This window comes from Geomonas agri (assembly GCF_020179605.1).
In the GTDB taxonomy this organism is placed as follows: Bacteria; Desulfobacterota; Desulfuromonadia; order Geobacterales; family Geobacteraceae; genus Geomonas; species Geomonas agri.
The window spans coordinates 2,194,120-2,215,844 of sequence record NZ_JAINZO010000001.1 but is presented as its reverse complement, the minus strand read 5'-3'; the positions used below and the strand labels follow the sequence as shown (position 1 = coordinate 2,215,844).

Sequence of the window (21,725 nt, the reverse complement as noted above, 5' to 3'; positions counted from 1 at the left end):
ACGACTACCAATCGAAAGGGAACAGTACCATGAAGAAGATGAACATCGCGGCCATGACCTTTGCCGCAGCCCTCGCGTGCTCCGCGCCCGCACTGGCGATCGATCTCAACGCCTACGGCAACATCAAGCTGGGAACCTTCTGGACCCAGAACTCCTTCTACAGCCCGACCACCGGCGCCTCAAGGCGCGACAGCGACTTCAGCCTGGACAACTTCGGCGACAGCTTCGTTGGGGTGAAAGTGAAAGACGGTGAATACTCCGGCGTGGCCGAGATCGGCCTGTACAACCCGAAAGCGTATTCCAAAGGGGTGGAGGTACGGCTTCTCTACGGCGAGTGGGATTTCGGCGAGGGCAAGCTGCGCATCGGTAAGACGCCGAGCCCCTACGTGTTCCGTTCCCAGCAGGTATGGGACAGCGACGGCGGCTTCAACGGCTACGGCTCGCTCTGGGACGGCCGCTACGCCAACATCAAGGTGACCATGAACAACGGCTTCTACGTCGACGCCATGCAGCCGCGCGTCGGCAACCAGGCCAACAACACCACCAACGTCTCGCCCAACGCCGACGTTACTGCCGCCTACAGCCAGACCGGCAACAGCTATGCCGCCACCTACACCGACTACGACACCATGCTCCCCAAGATGGTCGTAGGCTACGAAGGGAAACTCAACAACTGGAACTACGGCGGCGGCGTCGCCGGCAACGTGTACAAGGTGACCAGCTCGACCAACAACTCCACCCCGACCAAGCACGACATCTATTCCTACCTCGCCTTCTTCCACGGCAAGGTGGACCTCGCGCCGGTGGAATTCAGCTACAACGTCTTCACCGGTCAGAATACCGGCGACCTGATGAGCACCGCCACCGGCAACGGTACCGGCAACACCCTGGCCAACCCCGGCCAGGCCAACGGTGCCTACTACGACACCCTGCACGGCAAGAATTCCCATACCATTGGCGGCTTCGGCCAGGTTGGCTACCGCGCCAGCGACCGCACCATGGTCTATGCCGGCGCCTCCTACGTGGTCGATGACAACTCCATGGCGCATGCCGATGCCCGGATGGCGTCCTTCATCAACCTGAACTATGCCCTGGGCAAGCACATCAACATCGTCCCGGAGATCGACTACATCAACGACTTCAAGAACTCCCTGGGGCAAAACGAGCCGCGTTCCCTGATCGCCGGCGCCAAGTGGCAGATGACCTTTTAACATCCCGATGCCCCGGCAGCCGCCGGGCGTCGCAGCAATGGCGGCGGGGGGATTTCTCCCCCCGCCTTCACCAAGGGGAAGAAAGGATGGAAACGAACAGCCAGGTCCACAGCGCAAGCGTGCGTGACCCGCACCACGAGCCCCTGCACTGGGACAGCCGCTACAGAAGCATCATCGGCCACCTGAACCGGATGCTCGACCAGTTGCGCCGGCAGCCTTCAAGCGACGTGAGCGGTGAGCTCGATCAACTGGTGAAGGCGACGCTGACCCAGATCGGGCCGGAGGAGCGCTTCATGGATTTGGTGGACTTCCCCAAGGCGAGGGAACACCGGCTGTGTCACCAGTCCATCAGCATCGGGACGGCGAAGCTGCGCTACCGCCTGGCTCTGGGGAAGGGGGCGCCTGCTGACGAGCTGGAGCAGATCCGCCGGCTTTGGCTGGAGCACATCGAAGTACACGATCGGCTCTTCGAGGCCTTCCTCACCGCGCGGGGGTAAACGAGATGCCGGAGCGCAATCTGCTGCGAATCCTGTTCCTGGTCAACTTCGCCGTAACCCTCGGCTTCGGTATTGCCGACGCCTTCTTCTCGACCTATCTCTTCAGTCTCGGCGCGCGTGGGCTCATGCTCGGGCTGCCGCTGGTCTGCTATTCACTCGCCAAGATCGTCTGCAGCCCGGCGCTCGGCGCTTGGTCGGATCGCGTTGGGCACCGCCGGGCGGTGCTGGTGAGCCTCGCCCTTTACCTCCTGGTCTCGACGGGCTATCTCTACAATCTCTCGGTCCCGGCGCTCATCGTGCTGCGCCTGCTGCAGGGGGTGAGCTGCGCGCTGTTCCGCCCGGTGCTCCTGGCGCTGGTCGGCAGTTGCACGGCGGAAGGAAAACGCGGCACCGTTCTCGCCACCTTCGACATTTCCTTTTACGGCGCGTTGTGCCTGGGGCCGCTGGTCGGCGGCCTGCTCAAGGACTCCTTTGGCTTCGCAGGCGTCTTCATGTCGGTCGCCCTCTTGTGTCTCGCCGCTTTCTGTGCCGCCCTGCGCGGCATCCCCGGCGGTGGGCACGGTACCGGCAACGCACGCCGACATGAGGCAGCGTCAGCTTTCCGGCTTTGGCAGCTGGATCGCCCCGGCAGTTACCGCGCGCTGCTCGCCTTCATCTTCGGCCGGGCCTTCGGGATCTCGCTCACCGGCTCCTTTCTCCCCATCCTGCTCACCGCGAAGCTCGGGCTGACCGGTGCGCGCAGCGGCATCATTCTCGCCTCCGGTACCGTCGCCATGACGCTGCTCCTGCGTCCCATGGGCAAACTCTCCGACCGCGCGCCGCGCCGCCTGCTGGTACTTGCCGGGGGGAGCGCCGTTTCCCTGCTCTACTTTCTGCTCCCGGCGGCGCCCGGTTTCTACCAGATGCTCATACTCACCGTGGCTATCGGCGTCTGCAGCGTCGTCTCTCAACCGGCCAGCAGCGCACTTCTGGTGGAAGAGGGGATGCGGCACGGCATGGCGGTGACGGTGGGAACATTCAACGCCGCGCTCAACCTCGGCTTCGCAGCGGGTCCCCTGTGCGGTGCGCTGCTGCAGGGAAGCCTCGGCATTGCCGCCGTATTCCACACCGCGGGGACCGTCGGGCTTGGCGCCGTCCTCCTCTTCGCCCTGCACAGCATGGAACCGGGGGCGGAGGGTGTCCCGTGCTCGACCACGAAAACGATCCCGGTGACTTGCGCTGCGGCAACGTCCTCATGTGAATCAGTCTCCCCGTACTCTCACGCCGCTTGACCGGGCTCGCGAAAACCGCTATTCTGGCAAAATTTCAAATGAGAGGGGCTCGTTATGGTGCGTCCGAGTTGGGATGAATATTTCATCGAGATCACACGCCTGGTTGCCAAACGCTCCACCTGCCTGAGGAGGCAGGTCGGCGCCGTCCTGGTGAAGGACAAGAACATCCTGGCGACCGGCTACAACGGCGCACCGTCGGGGACCGCCCACTGCCTTGATATCGGCTGCCTGCGCGAGAAGATGGGGATCCCGTCCGGCGAGCGCCACGAACTCTGCCGCGGCCTGCATGCCGAGCAAAACGCGATCATCCAGGCTGCCAAGCACGGCACCTCCATTGAAGGGGCCACCTTGTACTGCAACACCATGCCCTGCATCATCTGCTCGAAGATGGTGATCAACGCCGGCATCAAGCGCGTGGTCTACCTCTCCGGCTATCCCGATCAACTGGCGGAGGAGATGATCCGCGAGTCCGGCATCATCGTCGAGAAGTACGAGGAGTCGCAGCCATGAAATGTCCCTTCTGCAGTTTCAGCGACAGCAAGGTAGTCGATTCCCGTCCCGACAAGGGTGGCGCCGCCATCCGGCGCCGGCGCGAGTGCGAGTCCTGCGGCAAGCGCTTCACCACCCACGAGCGGGTCGAGGAAGTGCTCCCCCTGGTGACCAAGCGTGACGGCCGGCGCGAGCCGTTCGACCGCCTGAAGCTGGTGAACGGCCTGCAGAAGGCGTGCGAGAAGAGGCCGGTTTCGGTGGAGACCATCGAGAAGCTGGTGGATCGCCTGGAGACCCGCATGCAGGAAAGCGGCGAGCGCGAGATCCCGACCACCACCCTGGGCGAGTGGATCATGAACGAGTTGCACGGCATCGACCAGGTCGCCTACGTCCGTTTCGCCTCCGTGTACCGCTCCTTCAAGGACATCAACGAGTTCATGGTCGAGCTGCAGGACCTGCTGAAGAAGTAACTGGGTGAACCCCGCTATGTTTGCAGCGCCCTCACCCCGACCCTCTCCCGGGGGGAGAGGGAGTGTGGACGGCTATCCTCCTGGCAGAGACGGCATGGTGGCATTCATCCCCTCGCCCTCCGGGAGAGGGGCAGGGGTGAGGGGGAAGCCCCGGCAGTGAAATCAACCTAGACGAGCACACATGTCCGCACAGCACCTGAAAATGATGCGTCTGGCGCTGACCGAGGCCAGAAAGGGCGTCGGCAAGACCGCCCCCAACCCTGCCGTCGGCTGCGTCATCGTGAAAGATGGCGCCATCGTCGGCAAGGGGTGGCATAAAAAAGCGGGCACGCCCCACGCCGAGGTGCACGCCCTGCGTGCGGCCGGGGCCCTCGCCGAGGGCGCCGATGTCTACGTGACGCTGGAACCCTGCTCCCATTTCGGCAAGACCCCTCCCTGCGCCAAGGCGCTCATCGAGGCGCGTGTCGGGCGGGTCTTCGTCGCCATGGTCGATCCTAACCCGCTCGTTTCCGGCCGGGGCATCGGCATGCTGCGCGACGCTGGCATCGAGGTCGAGGTGGGGCTTTTGGAGGCTGAGAGCCGGGAGCTGAACCACCCCTTCATCAAGTGGATCCAGACCAGGCGCCCCTACGTGGTGTTGAAAAGCGCGCTCACCCTGGACGGCATGAGTGCGACGGCCAGCGGCGATTCCAAGTGGGTCACCAGTGATGCGGCCCGGCGCGAGGTGCACCGGCTGCGCGGCAGGTTGGACGCCATCATGGTCGGCGTTGGCACCGTGATCAAGGACGATCCGCTCCTGACCTGCCGGGTCCCCGGCGGCAAGGACCCCCTGCGGGTCATCGTCGATTCGACGCTCAGGATCCCGCGCCACGCCGCACTGTTCAGCCTGAAGTCGCAGGCGCCCACCGTCATCGCCACCTGTTGCACGGACACGGCGCGGGTCGAGGCGCTAGCGGCCCACGGCGTCGAGGTGCTGGTCTGCAAGGAAAAGGAAGGGCGGGTCGACTTGGACGACCTATTGGCGAAGCTCGGCGAGCGTGGCGTGCAGTCGGTCCTTTTGGAGGGCGGCCACCACCTGGCCGGCGCCTTCGTGAGGGGCGGGCTCATCGACCACTGCATGCTGTTCCTGGCCCCCAAGCTCGTCGGCGGCGCCGGCACGGGACTCTTCGCCGGCGAGGGAGTCCAGCTCATGTCCGACGCCATCCGGCTGGAAGAAGTGAAGGTAAGGCGCATCGGCGTCGACCTGCTGGTGGAAGGAACACCGGTAAAAAAGCAAAACCATTAGCCATCGCTTGCGGACCATGGCCAATGGTTTAAGAGGTTTTGATGTTCACAGGTCTTATTGAAACAGTAGGCGAACTGGTCTCCATCGAGCGCCGCGGCGCGTCGGGGAGCCTCACGGTCAAGACCTCGCTCCCCCTGGACGAGATCCGGATCGGCGATTCCATCGCCATCAACGGCGCCTGCCTCACCGTGGTGCGCAAAGGCGGCGGCGCGGTCACCTTCGACGTCTCCCCCGAGACCATCGACCGCACCGCGTTCAAGAACCTGAAAAGCGGCGCGCCGCTCAACATGGAACGCGCCATGCGCCTGTCGGACCGCCTGGACGGCCACCTGGTCTCCGGCCACGTGGACTGCGTCGCCACCATCACGGAACGGCGCGAGGTGGCCAACAACATCGTCTTCTCCTTCAGGTTCCCGGCGGAGTTCGCGAAATACATCGCCGCCAAGGGCTCGGTCGCCATCGACGGCATCAGCCTCACCGTCAACGAGGTCGGCCCAGACAGCTTCAGCGTCAACATCATCCCGCACACCGCGTCCAAGACGACGCTCCTCTCCAAGAGGGTGGGGGACGAGGTGAACATCGAGACCGACCTGCTCTGCCGTTACCTCGAACGTCTCCTGGCGGGAAAGGAAGCAAAGCCGGGCGGTGTCACCATGGACCTGTTGACTAAAAACGGCTTTATCTAGCTGCTTTTGCTTCCACTTGGACGAAAATTTTGTTATGGTCAACGCCCTAAGGTTTGTTGTCCAACCAAATTTGGCCGCGGGAAAGGATCAAACTCCCATCCCGACGACCGATACTGAACGAGGAGAGGTTACATAAATGTCTGTAGCAAGCATAGAGGAAGCCATTGAGGAGATCAGAGCCGGGAGGATGGTGATCCTGGTCGACGACGAGGACCGCGAGAACGAAGGGGACCTCACCATGGCGGCCCAGTGTGTGACCCCCGAGGCGATCAACTTCATGGCGCGTTTCGGCCGCGGCCTGATCTGCCTCACCATGACCGCGGAGCGCTGCGACCGCCTCGACCTGCCCCCCATGGTGCAGGACAACACCTCTTCCTTCGGCACCGCCTTCACCGTCTCCATCGAGGCGAAGAAGGGCGTTACCACCGGCATCTCCGCCGCGGACCGCGCCCACACCATTCTGACCGCGGTGGCGCCCAACGCCCAGGCATCCGACCTGGCACGCCCGGGGCACATCTTCCCGCTGCGCGCCAAAAACGGCGGCGTCCTGGTCCGCTCCGGGCAGACCGAAGGCTCCGTCGACCTGGCGCGCCTGGCAGGGCTCGAACCGGCCGGCGTCATCTGCGAGATCATGAACGAAGACGGCACCATGTCGCGCATGCCGGAACTCAAGAAATTCGCCAAGGAGCACGGCATCAAGGTCTGCACCATCGCCGACCTGGTTGCCTATCGCCTCAAGCACGAATCGCTGGTGCGGCGCTCCGTTGACGTCGCGCTCCCCAGCTCCTTCGGCGACTTCCGGGCCGTCGCCTTCGAAAACGACATCGACAAGCTCGAGCACCTGGCCCTGGTCAAGGGCGAGGTTAAAGGGGACGAGCCGGTCCTGGTGCGCGTCCACTCCGAGTGCCTGACCGGCGACGTGTTCGGTTCCGTGCGCTGCGACTGCGCGGAGCAGCTGCATGCCGCCATGGCGCAGATCGAGAAGGAAGGGAAGGGGATCATCCTCTACATGCGCCAGGAAGGGCGCGGCATCGGTCTCACCAACAAGCTCAAGGCCTACGCGCTGCAGGATCAGGGGCACGACACCGTCGAGGCCAACCTGGCCCTGGGCTTCAAGGCCGACCTGCGCGACTACGGCATCGGGGCACAGATCCTGGTCAACCTCGGCGTGAAGAAGATCCGCCTGATGACCAACAACCCGAAGAAACTGATCGGCCTGCAGGGCTACGGCATCAACATCGTCGAGCGGGTACCCATAGAGATCAAGCCGTCCAAGGCCAACGAGAAATACCTGAAGACCAAGCGGGAGAAGATGGGACACCTGCTGGAAAATATCTAACTCTTTATTGGAGTCATTATGCCTAAATATTTAGAGGGAAAACTGAACGCCGAAGGGCTCAAGGTCGGCATCGTGGTCGGCCGCTTCAACAGCTTCATCGGGGAAAGGCTCCTCGAGGGAGCGCTGGACGCCCTGTTGCGCCACGGCGCCGATGATCAGAACATCACCGTAGCCCGCGTGCCGGGCGCCTTCGAGATCCCGCTGGCCGCGCAGAAGATGGCCCGGACCGGCAACTACGACGCCCTGATCTGCCTGGGCGCCGTCATCCGCGGTTCCACCCCCCACTTCGACTACGTCGCATCCGAAGTATCCAAAGGGATCGCCCACGTCTCCCTGGAGACCGGCATCCCCGTCGCCTTCGGCGTGCTGACCACCGACACCATCGAGCAGGCCATCGAGCGCGCCGGCACCAAGGCCGGCAACAAGGGCTTCGAGGCTGCCGTCACGGTGATCGAGACTGCAAACCTGTTCAGGGAGATGAAATAATTGACCACACGCAGAGAAGGTAGAGAACTGGCGCTGCAGGCGCTCTACTCCAAGGACCTGGTGACCCAGGACCCGAGCACCACGCTCAAGCGCATCGTCGAGAGTTTCGGCGAAGGCGAGGACCCGACCCTTTCCACCAACTCCAAGGCCTATGCCTTTGCCGCCGAGTTGGTTGCCGGCGTTGCCAGCCACCTCCAGGAGATCGACGGCCGTATCGCCGAGAAATCGAAGCACTGGAGCATGGCCCGCATGGCGCGCGTGGATCTGAACATCCTGCGCCTGGCCGTGTTCGAGCTGTTGTACCGTCCGGACATCCCGAAGAACGTCACCATGAACGAGGCCATCGAGGTCGCCAAGAAATTCGGCGCCGACGATTCTGCATCCTTCGTCAACGGCATCCTCGACGAAATCGCCTCCACCGTGACCGACAAGGAATAACCGGATAAACCAAAACAAACAGGAATAAAGGGGTCTCACGTCCCCCCCTTTGCGAAGGGGGGACAGGGGGGAGTTGCTTCAGAAATTTGCTTTAGCGCGATTCACTTCAGTTGTTATCCCTTTGATCCCTTTTATCCCTGTTCAATGCCTTAGCTTTAAAAATCTGAAATTCGATCAAAGAGGGAATATGGAAGAGATTAAGGTAGGCCTGCTAGGTTTCGGCACCATCGGTGCCGGCGTCGTGAAGCTGCTCAAGGAAAACTCCGCCCTCCTCACCGAGAAGACCGGCGCTCGGATCTCTCTGAAAACCATCGTCGACCTGGACATCACCACCGACCGCGGCGTCTCCACCGAAGGGATCACGCTCTCCCGTAACGCCGACGACGTGCTGGCCGACCCGGAGATCTCGGTGGTCATCGAACTGATCGGCGGCTACGAGCCGGCGCGCAGCTTTGCCCTCAAGGCGATCGGCAACGGCAAGCACGTGGTCACCGCCAACAAGGCGCTTCTGGCCGTGCATGGCGAGGAGATCTACGCCGCGGCCAAGAAGAACAACGTCGAGGTCCTCTTCGAGGCGGCGGTCGGCGGCGGCATCCCGGTCCTCTCCGCGATCAAGGGGAACATGGCGGGCAACCGTTTCTCCACCGTACTCGGCATCGTCAACGGCACCTGCAACTACATCCTCACCAGGATGACCCAGGAAGGCGCCGACTTCGCCGAGGTCCTCAAAAGCGCGCAGGAGTTGGGTTACGCCGAGGCCGATCCGACCTTCGACATTGAAGGGGTCGACACCGCGCACAAGCTCTGCCTGCTCCTGTCGTTGTGCTTCGGCACCAAGATCGACCTGAAGGACGTCTATTCCGAGGGGATCACCTCGATCACCTCCGAGGACGTCGACTTCGCCCACACCTTCGGCTACCGCATCAAGCTGCTCGCCATCGGCAAGATGGACGGCGGCCAGATCGAGGCGCGCGTCCACCCGACCATGATCCCCATCGACTACCCGCTGGCCGACGTGCATGGCGTCTTCAACGCCATCAGGCTCACCGGCGATTTCGTCGGCCCGGTCATGTTCTACGGCCGCGGTGCCGGTATGGAGGCCACCGCGAGCGCCGTGGTCGGTGACGTGGTCGATCTCGCCCGCAACCTGTGCGCCGGCATCACCCGCCGCTGCTCCCCGCTGGGCTTTTTGGACGACAAGGTCACCACGCTGCCGATCAAACCCATCGGCGAGATCGTCAACAAGTACTACATCCGTTTCCAGGCCCTGGATCGCCCCGGCGTCCTGGCCCGCATCGCCGGTGCCCTCGGCGCACGTGGCATCAGCATCGCTTCCATGCTGCAGAGTGCAAGAAGCGCCGACGAAGTTCCCATCGTGATCACCACCCACGATGCGCGCGAGGAGGATGTGAGGAAGGCTCTGGCCGAGATCGACACCTTCGAGGTGATCCGTTCCAAGAGCACCTACATCAGGATCGAGGACAACCTCGAATAGCTGGCAATCGGCAATGGTAAAAAGAAAGGGCGGAGTCAATGACTCCGCCCTTTTTGTTTTTATACCCGGAACACAGAGGACACGGAGGTGCACAGAGAACACAGAGGAAAGGCGTTTAGGGGGGGACCAAAACCTTTTTCACGCTGTGTTCTCTGTGGCCTTACTCCGTGCCCTCCGTGTTCCGCTGTTAGGTTTTACCCTTTCTCGTACTTCTCCACGACCGTGCGGTAATGCTCCTCGAAGCCCACCTCCGACTTCTCTTCCGCCTTCTGGTACCCGGCGGTGATGCCGTGGCGCACCCCCTCGGGCAGGATTCGCTCGGCGAGTGGGTAGAGTATGTCGTCCTCCTTGGCGATGTGGTCGCGTAAGAGATCCAGGTAGCCTCTGGCGTTGGCGACGATGGCTTCTTCCTGGCCTGCCTCGCCGTTCAAGGCCCTGGTAGCCGCCTCTTCCATCGCCTTCACGTAGGCGCGCCCCAGGTCGTGTTCCATCAGCATGGCCGCCACCGGGCTGTTCTCCCGGGGCATGCCGTTGGCCACCAGCGCTTCGAACAGGACATCCTCCTCCTTGGCGTGGTGGAAACGGTCGGCGTAGTTCCTGATGAAGTCCACGCCGTCCAGGTAGAACTGGTAATCCTTGAAGCTTCCTTCCTCGGTGAGCCGTGCGTTTCTTTCCAAAAGGGTGAGCATCCTTAAGATCAGCTGGTGCTCGTCCTTCAGCCTCTGGGTGATGTCCTGTTTCATTGCCTAGTTTCTCCTCTCGCCATTGATGCCGATGATCGCGGTTTCCAGCGGGATCTCCTTGCCGGACTGTGCCAGCGCCTGGCGCACCATCATATCCAGACCGCGGCAGCAGGGGACTTCCATGATGGCGACGGTGATGCTCTTCACGTTGTTCTCGCTGAAGATCCGCGCCAGCTTCTCGACGTACGGGGCCGTGTCATCGAGCTTCGGGCAGGCGATCGCCACTGCTTTGCCTTTCAAGAGGTCGCTGTGGAAGCTCCCCAGGGCGAAGGCCACGCAGTCCGCGGCGATCAAAACCTCGCTGTCCTGGAACCAGGGGGCGGTCGGCGGGACCAGGTGCAGCTGCACCGGCCATTGCCTCAGCTCGGAAGCCGCCTTCACGGTGTTCTCCTGCTCGGTTGCCTCGTTCCTCTCGATAACCCTTGCCATGCTGCCGGGGCAGCCGCATCCTGCATGTGCCATGTTCACTTCTCCCTTTTGTATATGGTTGTCTTCGTTATTGGTTGTGGCGTGTGCCTTTTCGATTTTTTTAGGCGACGCTGCGATTTTCCTCTTTTGCGTCCAAATAGTCATTTATTTCTTTTTCCACCGCTGCCTCCTGCTCCTGCGACAGACCGTGGATGGAAACCACATCCTTCAAGAGGCAGATGCCGACCTTGCAGGTGACGCATCCGATCTCGTAGCGGTTCAGGATCTCCCCCACCTCCGGGTGAGTCGCTATCACGTTTTGAATCGCCGTATCGCCCAAGCCGTTTTTGAATTCCATCTGCTTCCTCCCGTGTTCTTGATGATCTGACAATACCCCTCCCGCTCCAAATTGTTTATGACCTGGGTCAAAAATATACAATTGTCTGAATCTGTGCCTTGGAGGTGGAATTACGGAGAAACATTGACGTTTTTTCGAATCCGCGTAGAATGGAACGCTGGCGCGGTCGCCGGAAAGTGCCGGCCGCGGTGAAAAAAATCGGAGGTGTGTCATGGAACAGGACCTCAGATCTCAGATCGAACGATTGGAACAGGGCAAGGGGTTGTCCCCGGAGGTGAAGGAGCAACTGGAGCGCGCCTACGCTGAGATCGCGCAAAAGGTGATCACCGCCGAGGTCCCCAGGGAGGGCGACGTCGCCCCCGACTTCGTCCTCCCCAACGCCGTGGGGATCCCGGTGGCGCTGGCCGATGCCCTCGCGCGCGGTCCGGCCGTGGTCACCTTCTACCGGGGCATCTGGTGACCTTACTGCAGCCTTCAGTTGAGGGCATACCAGAAGATACTGCCGGAGATCCAGCAGCGGGGCGCGTCGCTGATGGCGATTTCGCCGCAGAGCCCGGACAAGTCGCAGGCGACCTTGTTGAAGAACTTTTTGCAGTACGAGGTGCTCAGTGATTTGGGCAACACGGTGGCGCGCAGTTACGGGTTGGTGTACCGGCTTCCCGACTGGGTCCAGGATCTCTATAGGAAGCTTGGGGTAAACCTTCCGGAGTTCAACGCCGATGAGTCATGGGAGCTTCCCATGCCCGGCACCTTCGTCGTGGGGCGGGATGGCCGAATCATCACCAGCTACGCCGACAGCGATCCCCGCAACCGCCTGGAGCCCCAGGCCATCCTCGACGCGCTGCGGTAAACCGCTTCACGCAAAGACGCAAAGTTAAACCGATCTCGTTTTCTCGCTCCGCTTGGCGCCTTTGCGCCTTGGCGCGAGCATCTTTAAGGGGGGCACATGACGACGAAAATAGGCATTTTGACCGGCGGCGGGGACTGCCCCGGCTTGAACGCGGTGATCAGGGGCGTGGTGAAATCGGCGGTTGGACGCGGCTGGGAGGTGGTCGGCATCGAGGACGGCTTCGACGGTTTCCTGCATCCGGAAAAGTGCCGCCCCCTGGGGCTTGAGGAGGTGCGCGGCATCCTGCCCCGCGGCGGCACCATCCTCGGCACCTCCAACCGCGGCAACCCCTTCGCCTTCCCCATCATGCGCGAGGGGAAGGTGGAACTGGTCGATGTCTCCGACGAAGTATGCTCTCGCATCGCCCAACTCGACCTCACCGCGCTCATCGTGGTCGGTGGCGACGGCTCCCTGAAAATAGCCCAGGAGATGATGCGGCGCGGCGTTCCCATCGTGGGGGTGCCCAAGACCATCGACAACGACCTCCTGGAAACCGACGTCACCTTCGGCTACAACACCGCCCTCGAGACCGCCACCGACGCCCTCGACAAACTCCACTCCACCGCGGAAAGCCATCACCGGGTCATGGTGCTCGAGGTGATGGGCCGCTACGCCGGCTGGATCGCCCTCGAGTCCGGCATTGCCGGCGGCGCCGACGTCATCCTCATCCCGGAGATCCCCTACGACATCGACCGCATCAGAGAAGCGATCATCGCGCGCTGCAAACGCGGCCGGCGCTTCAGCGTGGTCGTTGTTGCCGAGGGCGCCTACCCCAGGGGAGGCAACCGCGTGCTCAAGGAGGGCGCCGGCGGCAAATCGGTGGTAGAGAGGCTGGGCGGGGTAGGGGAAGCGCTGTCGCGCGAGCTCGGGGGCGTGCTGGAGATGGACATCCGCGTGACCGTCCTCGGCCACCTGCAGCGCGGCGGCACTCCCTCCACCTTCGACCGCTGCATCGGCAGCAGGTTCGGGGTGAAGGCGGTGGAACTGGTCGAAGCCGGTTCTTTCGGACAAATGGTCTGCCTCAAGGGGCGGCACATCACCTCGGTTCACATCGAGGACGCCGTGCGCAACCTCAACCTCATCGATCCCTCCGGCGAGATGGTGCGCCACGCGGAGGCATTGGGGATCATGCTCGGCAGGTAAATTAAGGATATGGTTGACTTTGCCTAATCTCTGAACTAGACTGCGGAAAATTTCTCCGGCCGCACCTAGCGGCAAAGAACGCAACGAGGTGGTTTACCTATGAAGAACCCGATCGCCGGAGCCAACAGGAGCCAGCTCTACGCGCTTGCCGGCTTTTTTCTCGGGGCCATGGCCCCCCTGGGTTGGATAATCCTGCGTCTTTTGATGTTCTCCGATCCCAACCTCCCCCTCTCCGCGCAGATCTTCTCCGAAATGACCCACAGCGCCCAAGGCATGGCGCTGTACGTATATATGGGCGGCGGAACCGCGGTAGTGCTCGCCGTGGTTGGCTACTTCATCGGCAAGGCCATCGACGAACTGCATCAAAAAGGGGAAAAACTGGACCAGCTGGTCCAGGAAGTGGACGGACAGAAAAAACTCTTCGAGAACCGTTACAAGGTCCTCGACAACAACATCAAGAACTTCCACAAGATCAACAGCCGGATCCAGAAGGCGGTGCGCAGCGACGACGTGCTGGCGCTCTGCGTGGAGGGGCTGCACGAGGTGCTAGGCTACGAGCGGGTCAACGTCCTCATGGCCGACCCCGAGCGCAAGAACCTGTACTTCGCCGCCAGCGCCGGCAACGAGAGCACCGTAGGCCCCGAGGTCACCGTTCCGCTTGATGCCCGTTCCGGAGTAATCTACAAGAGCTTCGCGGAGAAACAGGTCTTCTTCGTGGAAGACATCTCCAAGTATCCCGCCGACTACCTGCTGCAGTCTCCCTACGACGGTATCGAGCCGCTGCGTTCTTCCACTTTCATCCTTTGCCCGATCATCCTCAAGGGCGAGACCATCGGGATGTTCGGCCTCGACAACAAGAAGAGCCACCGCGCTCTGAACGACACCGACGTGGATACCATCCGCCTCTTCGCCGACCAGGCTGCCGCTGCCCTGATGCGCATTAGCCTTTTGCAGTCGATCGACCGGCTCACCCTGGAGTTGGGGAGGACCTTCTCCGATCTCTCGCAAAAGCGCGATAACTTCTCCTCCAACCTGTACCGCCTGATGAACGCGGCCGAATCCCTTTCCGGAGGCGCCCTCAAGATCGACACCGCCAGCCACGGCGTCATGGAGTCGGTCGACAGCGCCAGCGCTGCCGCGGCCGAGATCTCGATTGCCACCGACCAGATCACCCAGAACATGGATGCGCTCTCCGACTCGGTATATAAGTCGGTCTCCGCCATGGAACAGATCACCTCAACCCTCAGGCAGGTGGAGAAGAACACCGGGCACTCCCACAGCCTCTCCAACCGCGTCAAGGAACACGCCGAACAGGGGAGCCACATCGTGCAGGAGACGGTATCGGCCTTGGCGGAGATCCAGCGCTCCGTCGATCTCTCCTACGAGGGGATTAAGCGCCTGAGCGCCAACAGCGGCAGGATCGAAGGGTTCGTCAGTGTCATCAACGACATCACCAAGAGGACCAACCTCCTGGCACTGAACGCTTCCATCATCGCGGCGCAGGCCGGCGAGTATGGCAAGAGCTTTGGCGTGGTCGCCGACGAGATCAGGAACCTGTCGCTGCAGACCGGCCTGTCCACCGGCGAGATCACCGGCATCATCGAGGAGATCATGTCCGAGTCCCGCACCGCGGCGGACAACGTCACCACCACCAAGGAACTGGTCAAGAAAGGGGTCAAGCTGGGGCAGCAGACCGGCGCTTCCCTGGGGAGCATCCTCGACAGTTCGCAGAAGGCCTTGGACATGACCGAGCAGATCAAGCTCGCCACCGAGGAGCAGGCTACCAGCGTGCAGATGGTCACTCGTTCCATCGAAGACGTGAGCTCGATGACCATGCAGGTCTTCAAGTCCTCCAAGGAACAGGGACAGGCGACCAAGGCCGTGGCCCGCGCCCTGGAGGACGTCAAGGAGATGACCCACGACATGGTCACTGCCGCCGGGCGTCAGAGCGCGGACAGCGGCGAGATCAAAGGGAGCATCGACTACGTCACCAGGATGGCCGAAGCGATCTTCGACGGTATCGAGCAGCGCCAGCAGGAGAGTGGCCAGGTGGTCCAGGAGCTCGAGCAGATCAGGGCGAGCGCGGAGTAGGCAGAAAAGTCTGGACTTTCTCGAAACGTTTGTGGTAATTTCTAACGGCGTTTGGCCCGCTATAGATAAGTGGAGCCGCCAAGAGCGCCGACAGTACGTACATACCGCCTGGATTTCGCAAGGAACCGGTACGGGAAGCGATAAGCAGAGCAGAACCGCGCCATAATTATGTGCGCGCTCTCCTTTTTACAGCGTCTTCCTCACCGAAGGCGCTTTTTTTTGCCCAAAGGGCGGCTGGGCGTGCTCCGGTGCCGAACCGGGCGGGATGTTTACGGTTGCTAGTACCTCGTTCTGTTTACTTGTATACGAAAAATTCGACCGCCACCAGAGGAGCAGGATAGCAGATGCACAAAGCCAAAACCGTTCTCGACTTTCACAGGATGAAAGCGGAAGGGGAAAAGATAACGGTCCTGACCAGCTACGACTTCCCAATGACCGGCCTCATCGACGCTGCCGGGATCGACATGATCCTAGTGGGGGACTCTGTGGGCGTCGTGGTCGCCGGTTTCGACAACACGTTGCCGGTCACCATGGAAGACATGATTTACCACACCAGGGCCGTGATGCGGGCGCGCCCCAAGGCCTTCGTGGTGGCCGACATGCCCTTTCTCTCCTACCAGACCGACCTGAAGAGTGCCCGTCTCAACGCGGGGCTCCTGGTGAAGGACGGCGGCGCCGCCGCGGTCAAGATCGAGGGGGGCGTCAACGTCGCCGAAACCATCGCCGCCATCACCGCCATGGATATTCCCGTCATGGGGCACATCGGCCTCACACCGCAGTCGCTGCACCGCATGGGTGGCTACAAGGTCCAGGGCAAGGGCGACGCCCAGGCGGAGAAACTGATTGAAGACGCCCGTGCCGTCGAGGCGGCCGGCGCTTTCGCCATCGTGCTGGAAGGAATCCCCATGGGGCTTGCCCAGCGCATCACCGGGGAACTCACCATACCCACCATTGGCATCGGCGCCGGTCCGCATTGCGACGGTCAGGTGCTGGTGATCCACGACATCCTGGGGCTGTGCAGCAAGTACTCCCCCAAGTTCGTCAAGCGCTATGCCGAGCTTGCGCCGATCATCGGCGAGGCGGTCGCCAATTACATCGCTGACGTCAAGGGCGGCACATTTCCCGAAGAGAGGCATTGTTTCAAATGATAGTCATCGAAAGCGTTGCCGAGATGCAGCAGTTCGCGCGGCAAAGGCGGGGCGAAATCGCCCTGGTGCCCACCATGGGCTACCTGCACGAGGGGCACGCGTCCCTCATGGTGGAGGCGCGTAAGCGCGCCAGGACCGTCGTGGTCAGCATCTTCGTCAACCCGACCCAGTTCGGCGTCAACGAGGACCTGGACAGCTATCCCCGCGACTTCGAGCGCGACCGGAAGGTCGCCGAGGCCGCCGGTGTCGACGTCATCTTCGCTCCCAAGGCCGCCGACATGTACCCGGCGGGCTACCAGAGCTACCTGAACGTGGAAGAGCTCACCACGGAGCTGTGCGGCGCGAGCCGCCCCGGGCATTTCCGCGGCGTCACCACCGTGGTCGCCAAGCTCTTCAACATCGTGATGCCGGCCGTCGCCATCTTCGGCAAGAAGGATTTCCAGCAGCTCGCCGTAATCCGGCGCATGGTGCGGGACTTCAACTTCGATGTCGAGATCGTGGGGATGCCCATCGTGCGCGAGGCCGACGGCCTGGCACTCAGCTCCCGCAACGCCCGGCTCAGCCCGGAAGAGCGCGAGCCTGCCTTGTGCCTGTCCCGCGCCATCGCCGCCGCCCGTGACGCCTTCCGGGCCGGCGAGAAGAGCGTCGCCGTGTTGAGGGAGAAGGCACTGGCGCCGATCGAGCGCGAGAGCGCTGCGCAGATCGATTACCTGGAGTTCAGGGATCAGGACACCCTGCTTCCGTTGCAGACAGCAGATGAGAGAACGCTGCTCGCACTGGCCGTGCGGGTTGGCTCGGTACGATTAATCGACAACACTGTACTAGGGGAGGAATAAGAATATGGATAGAAAGATGCTGAAGAGCAAGATTCACCGCGCGACCGTCACCGGTGCCGACCTGCACTACGAGGGGAGCATCACCATCGATCTCGACCTCATGGAAGCGGCCGACATCATCCCGTACGAGGCTGTGTGCATCTGGGATGTCACCAACGGCAGCCGTTTCGAGACCTACGCCATCGAGGGTGAGCGCGGTTCCGGCGTTATCTGCATCAACGGCGCTGCGGCGCGTCTGGTTGCTCCGCAGGACCTGGTGATCATCGCCAGCTTCGTCAACATGGAGAACGCCGAGGCCATTGCCCACGAGCCCAAGCTGGTTTTTGTCGACGACAAGAACAAGATGCTCCCCACCCGCAAAGAAGCCGCCGGCCAGGCGACCTTGAAAAGCGTGCACTGGAAGAACTAGCCGCGCGACCGCCAGGTAGAAAAAGAAGGACGCTGATGGAAGGAAATTCCTCAGCGTCCTTTTCATTGCATCTCGCAGCGATGTCTGCAAGCGCCACTAACTTTCCATAACCCGCAGCCGATGCCCCCGGCGCTCCCCCCCGTTACGGAAGGGGGGGCAGTGGGGATTTGCCTTTCTGGGTGGATTTGCTCTCCCCCCTGAACTTCGTCTTACCTAAATCCCCAGTACCTGTTAAACTGCATCTGTTCGTGGGCTGTTCTTTGTGCCCTCCGTGCTCCTCCGCGTCCTCTGTGGTAAAGCTTATTTGCTTTGTGGGGTTTCAAAATGAGAATCTACGCTGCTTCCTACCTGCTCCCCATTTCATCTCCGCCCATAGAGGGAGGCGCCCTGGCCGTTAAAGACGGGCGCATCGTCGCGGTGGGCAAGGTGCACGAGTTGCGGGCACAGTTTTCCGCCCCGGTCACCGACCTGCACGAGTCGGTAATCATGCCGGGCATGGTGAACGCGCATACCCATCTCGAGTTGACCCACTTTCCCGCCTGGAAAGTCCGCAAGGAGCTCGACTACCTCCCCAAGCGCTACGTGGAATGGATTCAGCAGGTGGTGAAAATAAAGCGGGCATTGGAGCCGGGAGAACTGGAACACTCGGCGCGTGAAGGGATGCGGATGTGTGTGGAATCGGGCACCACCGCGGTGGGGGACATTCTCTCGGATCTTTCCCTAGTGCCACTGTACCGCGACACGGCACTCACCGGGAGGCTGTTCCTGGAGGCGATCGGGCACGATCCTTTGTTATGTGATACGGTGGTGGCGCGCATGGAAGCAACGCTTGCGAACCTGCAGGGAGGGCTGCTGCCTGGTCTTTCCCCGCACACGCCCCACACCGTTTCGGCGAAGCTGTTCCGCTGCCTGCAGGATCTTTCCGGTAAGCTCGGCGCACCCAAGGCGGTTCATCTCTCCGAGACGGCGGCAGAAGCAGCCTTCATGCATGACAGCACCGGCGACATCGCCGAACTGCTCTACCCGATGGCCCATTGGGAACAGTACCTGCCGCACCCGATGCGCACCACCTCGACCCGCTATCTCGACGAACTCGGCGTGCTGGATGCTGCCACCCTGGCTGTGCACGCGGTCCACGTTACCCCCAACGATGTCTCCATCCTCAAGGAGCGCGGCGTGAGCGTCGTGCTCTGCCCGCGCAGCAACGACCGCCTCTTCGTCGGCTGTGCTCCCCACAAACTCTTGAAGGAAGCCGGGCTGCCACTTGCGGTTGGCACCGATTCGCTGGCCAGCAACGATTCGCTCTCCCTGTGGGATGAACTCCGTTTCCTCCAGCAGGTAGCCCCCGGCGTCTTCAGCAGCCAGGAACTTCTCGCCATGGCCACCATGGGCGGCGCCCGGGCGCTGCGTATCGATGCCGAAACCGGATCGCTGCAAACCGGCAAGCGCGCCGACTTCCAGGTCCTCGGTGGCTGCAACGTCGATGCCGGCGCCGGTATCGAGGCAACCGTTCTGGCCAGGGGACGCCTGGAACAGGTTTATCTCGCCGGAGTACCCCTGCAGTAAATCCGGGCCCTGCGGTCAGGCGTCCAGGATCTCCCGTACACTCCGCAACAGCTCTATCGGCTGGATCGGTTTCATGATCAGGTCGATTCCCTCCTCGGGTACCCCGCGCTTCTGGATGAAATCCGCCGTGTAGCCGCTGGCGAACAACACCTTCGCCTCGGGGGCCTGCGCTGCGATCTCGTCGTAGGCTTCCTTGCCGTTTTTGCGCGGCATGATCAGGTCCATCAGGATCATGTCGATATCGTCCCGGTGTGCGAGGTACTTCTCCACCGCGTCCTGGCCGTCCACCGCCTGGATGACGCGGTAGCCGAAGCGCGTCAATACCGACAGCACCAGGTCGCGCACCCCTTCGTCGTCCTCGGCGACCAGTATCGTCTCGCTCCCTCCCTGCGGCGGCGCGGCCGGCTTGCCGTCACGGTGGTCACGGACCCCGTCGGAGTGGTAGATGGGGAGGTAGATTCTGAAGGTGGTGCCTTGGCCGGGCTCGCTGTAGACGTTGATGAAGCCGTTATGCTGCTTCACGATGCCGTACACAATGGCCATCCCCAGCCCGGTTCCCTTGCTGACCTCCTTGGTGGTATAGAACGGTTCGAAGATTTTCTTGCAGGTCTCGGTATCCATGCCGCAACCGGTGTCGGCGACGGTCAGCACAGCGTAATGCCCCGGCTTGTGCTCCCCCGATTCCTGGTCCAGTGGGGATTCCACCTCCTGGCTTCCCGTTTCTATGGCGAGCACGCCCCCCTTGGGCATGGCATCCCGGGCATTGGTGGCCAGGTTGATGAGGACCTGCTCCAGTTGTCCCAGGTCGGCCATGATGTAGAGGGTTCCGGTGCTGGGCGTCGTCTTCAGCTGGATGTCCTCGCCGATGATGCGCACCAGGAACTTGCGCACGCTTTCCACGACGTCGTTGAGATTGACCGGCGCCAGGGTGATCACCTGCTTGCGGCTGAACGCCAGCAGTCCCCTGGTCAGTTGCGCCGCCCGCTCCGCTGCCGAAAGGATCTGGTCTACTTCCTGTTTCTGCCGCTCGTCGAGCCGCTCATCGAGCTTCAGGATGCTTCCATAGCCGCTGATCACCTGCAGCACGTTGTTGAAGTCGTGAGCAACGCCGCCCGCCAGTTGTCCCACAGCCTCCATTTTCTGAGCCTGGCGCAGTTGCGCCTCCAGGGCGATGCGCTCGGTGAGGTCGACGAAGCTGACCACGGCCCCCTCGATGACCCCGTCGTTCACGATGGGATACGAGGAGTACTCCACCGGGAAAGAGGTGCCGTCCTTGTGCCAGAACACCTCGTCGCGCACCGTGCATCCCCCTCCTTCAGTGAAGGCCCGGAAGATGCTGCAGTGCGCCACCGGTGCGGGGAGCCCGCTGGGGAGGGTGTGGTGGATGATGTCGTGCATGTTCTTGCCGAGCAACTCGTCCAGGTTGTCGTAACCGGTGAGTTCAAGGCAGGTCCGGTTGGCGAAGGTGCATCTGCCGGAGGTGTCTATGCCGTAGATGGCGGCATGGGTGGAATCCATGATCAGTTGCAGCCGTCTCTGGTTGGCCACAGCCTCTTCCTGGGCCGCCTGGCGTTCGGCAACTTCCTCCTCCAAAAGGACGGCCTGTTCCCGAAGCTGCTCCTGGGCGATCTCTCGTTCAGTTACCTCATTCAACAGTTCTGCGTTCTTCTCCTCCAGGCGCGTCGAGCTCTCCGAAAGCTTTCTCGCCCCCACCAGGATCAGGCATACTCCAGCCATACCGATCACCAGCAGCGTGGCCGTAGTGCTGGCGAGCACGCGGTCGGAGCCCACCGAGAAAACCGCAAGCGGTACCGTCACGCTGATGCCGCCGCGGATGTCTCCCTTCTTGTACCCCTGGGCGGCGTGGCACTTCAGGCAGGAATTTTCCACCTTGAAGGGGCGCATGAGCCGCATGAACTGGTGGTCCCCGACCGTGACCACCTCGCTCGCCTCCTTGGCCCCTTTTTCAAACGACTCGAGCGCCTTACGCTCCCACGGATCCGGGGCGTTTTCACCCCTGATCGGATTGAGGCTGGTTATGTGTCCCCGGGCCATCTGTTTTTCTGTTTCTGCCAGTTCGAAAACCTGGCGCGTCATGTAGGCAGGGTTGATGAGGGTAAGGTTTTTCCCCGAGGGTGTCGTGATGTCCCGGTCCGGGATATGGGCCAAGTAGGGGTTGGGTTGGGTTTGGGGGGTGACGGGGACGTAGACCCCGCCGTGCTGGGACGCCCACTTTCGGTACAGCAGGTCCTTTTCGAAGGCGATGCGAGCCTGCGCCTTGGCGACCTCGTCGAGGTTGTTTTTATGCTGTACGTAGAACCATGCCAGCGATACGGCGATGAGGAGCACCCAGATAAAGCATAAAGAGAGGGCGTATCGCCTGGTCGTGAAGAGTCGGGAGAACATCTGTGTCACCGCCTGGGCTGAATCGGACTGAGTCTTCGAAACGTCATCACTGTCTGAAATG

At 62.0% G+C, this 21,725-nt stretch carries 22 protein-coding genes; 18 read left to right on the top strand and 4 right to left on the bottom strand.

The window, feature by feature from the left end:
- Nucleotides 1-29 precede the first annotated feature (29 nt).
- The 11 genes from K7R21_RS09595 to K7R21_RS09545 all read left to right on the top strand — a co-directional run bounded on the left by K7R21_RS09595 (nucleotide 30) and on the right by K7R21_RS09545 (nucleotide 9,667).
- Nucleotides 30-1,211 (top strand): hypothetical protein, encoded by a 1,182-nt coding sequence (locus K7R21_RS09595; RefSeq protein ID WP_224983037.1) that lies wholly within the window; start codon nucleotides 30-32, stop codon nucleotides 1,209-1,211.
- 86 nt (nucleotides 1,212-1,297) lie between these two features.
- Entirely contained in the window at nucleotides 1,298-1,708 is a 411-nt protein-coding gene (locus tag K7R21_RS09590) for a hemerythrin domain-containing protein (RefSeq protein WP_224983036.1), read from the top strand.
- 5 nt (nucleotides 1,709-1,713) lie between these two features.
- The gene (locus tag K7R21_RS09585) at nucleotides 1,714-2,979 is read left to right on the top strand and encodes an MFS transporter (protein ID WP_224983035.1); all 1,266 of its coding nucleotides are present in this window, start codon (nucleotides 1,714-1,716) and stop codon (nucleotides 2,977-2,979) included.
- Nucleotides 2,980-3,033: 54 nt separating this feature from the next.
- Nucleotides 3,034-3,489: a deoxycytidylate deaminase gene (locus K7R21_RS09580; RefSeq protein WP_224983034.1), complete on the top strand. Its 456-nt coding sequence runs from the start codon at nucleotides 3,034-3,036 to the stop codon at nucleotides 3,487-3,489.
- A complete protein-coding gene (gene nrdR / locus K7R21_RS09575; protein WP_183348112.1) occupies nucleotides 3,486-3,938 on the top strand; it encodes a transcriptional regulator NrdR in 453 nt (150 codons plus the stop codon). Before K7R21_RS09580 ends, nrdR begins: the two co-directional genes overlap by 4 nt.
- Before the next feature lie 181 nt (nucleotides 3,939-4,119).
- Entirely contained in the window at nucleotides 4,120-5,223 is a 1,104-nt protein-coding gene (gene ribD, locus K7R21_RS09570) for a bifunctional diaminohydroxyphosphoribosylaminopyrimidine deaminase/5-amino-6-(5-phosphoribosylamino)uracil reductase RibD (protein WP_224983033.1), read from the top strand.
- Nucleotides 5,224-5,264: 41 nt separating this feature from the next.
- On the top strand, nucleotides 5,265-5,909 hold the full coding sequence (locus K7R21_RS09565; protein WP_224983032.1) for a riboflavin synthase: 645 nt from the start codon (nucleotides 5,265-5,267) through the stop codon (nucleotides 5,907-5,909).
- A gap of 136 nt (nucleotides 5,910-6,045) precedes the next feature.
- Nucleotides 6,046-7,248 carry a bifunctional 3,4-dihydroxy-2-butanone-4-phosphate synthase/GTP cyclohydrolase II gene (locus tag K7R21_RS09560; protein WP_224983031.1) on the top strand — a complete coding sequence of 401 codons (1,203 nt, stop codon included), beginning with the start codon at nucleotides 6,046-6,048 and terminating at the stop codon, nucleotides 7,246-7,248.
- 18 nt (nucleotides 7,249-7,266) lie between these two features.
- Nucleotides 7,267-7,734 (top strand): 6,7-dimethyl-8-ribityllumazine synthase, encoded by a 468-nt coding sequence (gene ribH / locus K7R21_RS09555; protein ID WP_224983030.1) that lies wholly within the window; start codon nucleotides 7,267-7,269, stop codon nucleotides 7,732-7,734.
- The gene (nusB, locus tag K7R21_RS09550; RefSeq protein ID WP_224983029.1) at nucleotides 7,735-8,172 is read left to right on the top strand and encodes a transcription antitermination factor NusB; all 438 of its coding nucleotides are present in this window, start codon (nucleotides 7,735-7,737) and stop codon (nucleotides 8,170-8,172) included.
- 187 nt (nucleotides 8,173-8,359) lie between these two features.
- Nucleotides 8,360-9,667, top strand: coding sequence for a homoserine dehydrogenase (locus K7R21_RS09545; RefSeq protein WP_224983028.1), 1,308 nt, complete (start codon nucleotides 8,360-8,362; stop codon nucleotides 9,665-9,667).
- 194 nt (nucleotides 9,668-9,861) lie between these two features.
- Here the strand turns inward: K7R21_RS09545 and K7R21_RS09540 are convergent, their stop codons facing one another.
- From K7R21_RS09540 to K7R21_RS09530, 3 genes are all read right to left on the bottom strand, one after another.
- On the bottom strand, nucleotides 9,862-10,410 hold the full coding sequence (locus K7R21_RS09540) for a hemerythrin domain-containing protein (protein ID WP_224983027.1): 549 nt from the start codon (nucleotides 10,408-10,410) through the stop codon (nucleotides 9,862-9,864).
- Nucleotides 10,411-10,413: 3 nt separating this feature from the next.
- Nucleotides 10,414-10,872 carry an iron-sulfur cluster-binding oxidoreductase gene (locus K7R21_RS09535; RefSeq protein WP_224983026.1) on the bottom strand — a complete coding sequence of 153 codons (459 nt, stop codon included), beginning with the start codon at nucleotides 10,870-10,872 and terminating at the stop codon, nucleotides 10,414-10,416.
- A gap of 67 nt (nucleotides 10,873-10,939) precedes the next feature.
- Nucleotides 10,940-11,176 carry a hypothetical protein gene (locus K7R21_RS09530; RefSeq protein ID WP_224983025.1) on the bottom strand — a complete coding sequence of 79 codons (237 nt, stop codon included), beginning with the start codon at nucleotides 11,174-11,176 and terminating at the stop codon, nucleotides 10,940-10,942.
- Between the two features lie 211 nt (nucleotides 11,177-11,387).
- Here K7R21_RS09530 and K7R21_RS20690 point away from each other — a divergent pair, with 211 nt between their 5' ends.
- The 7 genes from K7R21_RS20690 to K7R21_RS09490 all read left to right on the top strand — a co-directional run bounded on the left by K7R21_RS20690 (nucleotide 11,388) and on the right by K7R21_RS09490 (nucleotide 19,258).
- On the top strand, nucleotides 11,388-12,026 hold the full coding sequence (locus K7R21_RS20690; RefSeq protein ID WP_263630546.1) for a peroxiredoxin-like family protein: 639 nt from the start codon (nucleotides 11,388-11,390) through the stop codon (nucleotides 12,024-12,026).
- Between the two features lie 96 nt (nucleotides 12,027-12,122).
- A complete protein-coding gene (locus K7R21_RS09515) occupies nucleotides 12,123-13,208 on the top strand; it encodes a 6-phosphofructokinase (protein ID WP_224983022.1) in 1,086 nt (361 codons plus the stop codon).
- Between the two features lie 99 nt (nucleotides 13,209-13,307).
- Nucleotides 13,308-15,299, top strand: coding sequence for a methyl-accepting chemotaxis protein (locus tag K7R21_RS09510; RefSeq protein ID WP_224983021.1), 1,992 nt, complete (start codon nucleotides 13,308-13,310; stop codon nucleotides 15,297-15,299).
- A 344-nt stretch (nucleotides 15,300-15,643) separates the two neighbouring features.
- Nucleotides 15,644-16,447: a 3-methyl-2-oxobutanoate hydroxymethyltransferase gene (gene panB, locus K7R21_RS09505; RefSeq protein ID WP_224983020.1), complete on the top strand. Its 804-nt coding sequence runs from the start codon at nucleotides 15,644-15,646 to the stop codon at nucleotides 16,445-16,447.
- A complete protein-coding gene (gene panC, locus K7R21_RS09500) occupies nucleotides 16,444-17,283 on the top strand; it encodes a pantoate--beta-alanine ligase (protein WP_224983019.1) in 840 nt (279 codons plus the stop codon). The genes panB and panC overlap by 4 nt, the downstream gene beginning before the upstream one ends.
- A gap of 4 nt (nucleotides 17,284-17,287) precedes the next feature.
- Nucleotides 17,288-17,692 carry an aspartate 1-decarboxylase gene (gene panD / locus K7R21_RS09495; protein ID WP_224983018.1) on the top strand — a complete coding sequence of 135 codons (405 nt, stop codon included), beginning with the start codon at nucleotides 17,288-17,290 and terminating at the stop codon, nucleotides 17,690-17,692.
- Nucleotides 17,693-18,016: 324 nt separating this feature from the next.
- Nucleotides 18,017-19,258 (top strand): amidohydrolase family protein, encoded by a 1,242-nt coding sequence (locus K7R21_RS09490; RefSeq protein WP_224983017.1) that lies wholly within the window; start codon nucleotides 18,017-18,019, stop codon nucleotides 19,256-19,258.
- A 15-nt stretch (nucleotides 19,259-19,273) separates the two neighbouring features.
- Here K7R21_RS09490 and K7R21_RS09485 read toward each other — a convergent pair whose 3' ends face one another.
- Entirely contained in the window at nucleotides 19,274-21,664 is a 2,391-nt protein-coding gene (locus K7R21_RS09485) for an ATP-binding protein (protein WP_224983016.1), read from the bottom strand.
- Nucleotides 21,665-21,725: the final 61 nt, after the last annotated feature.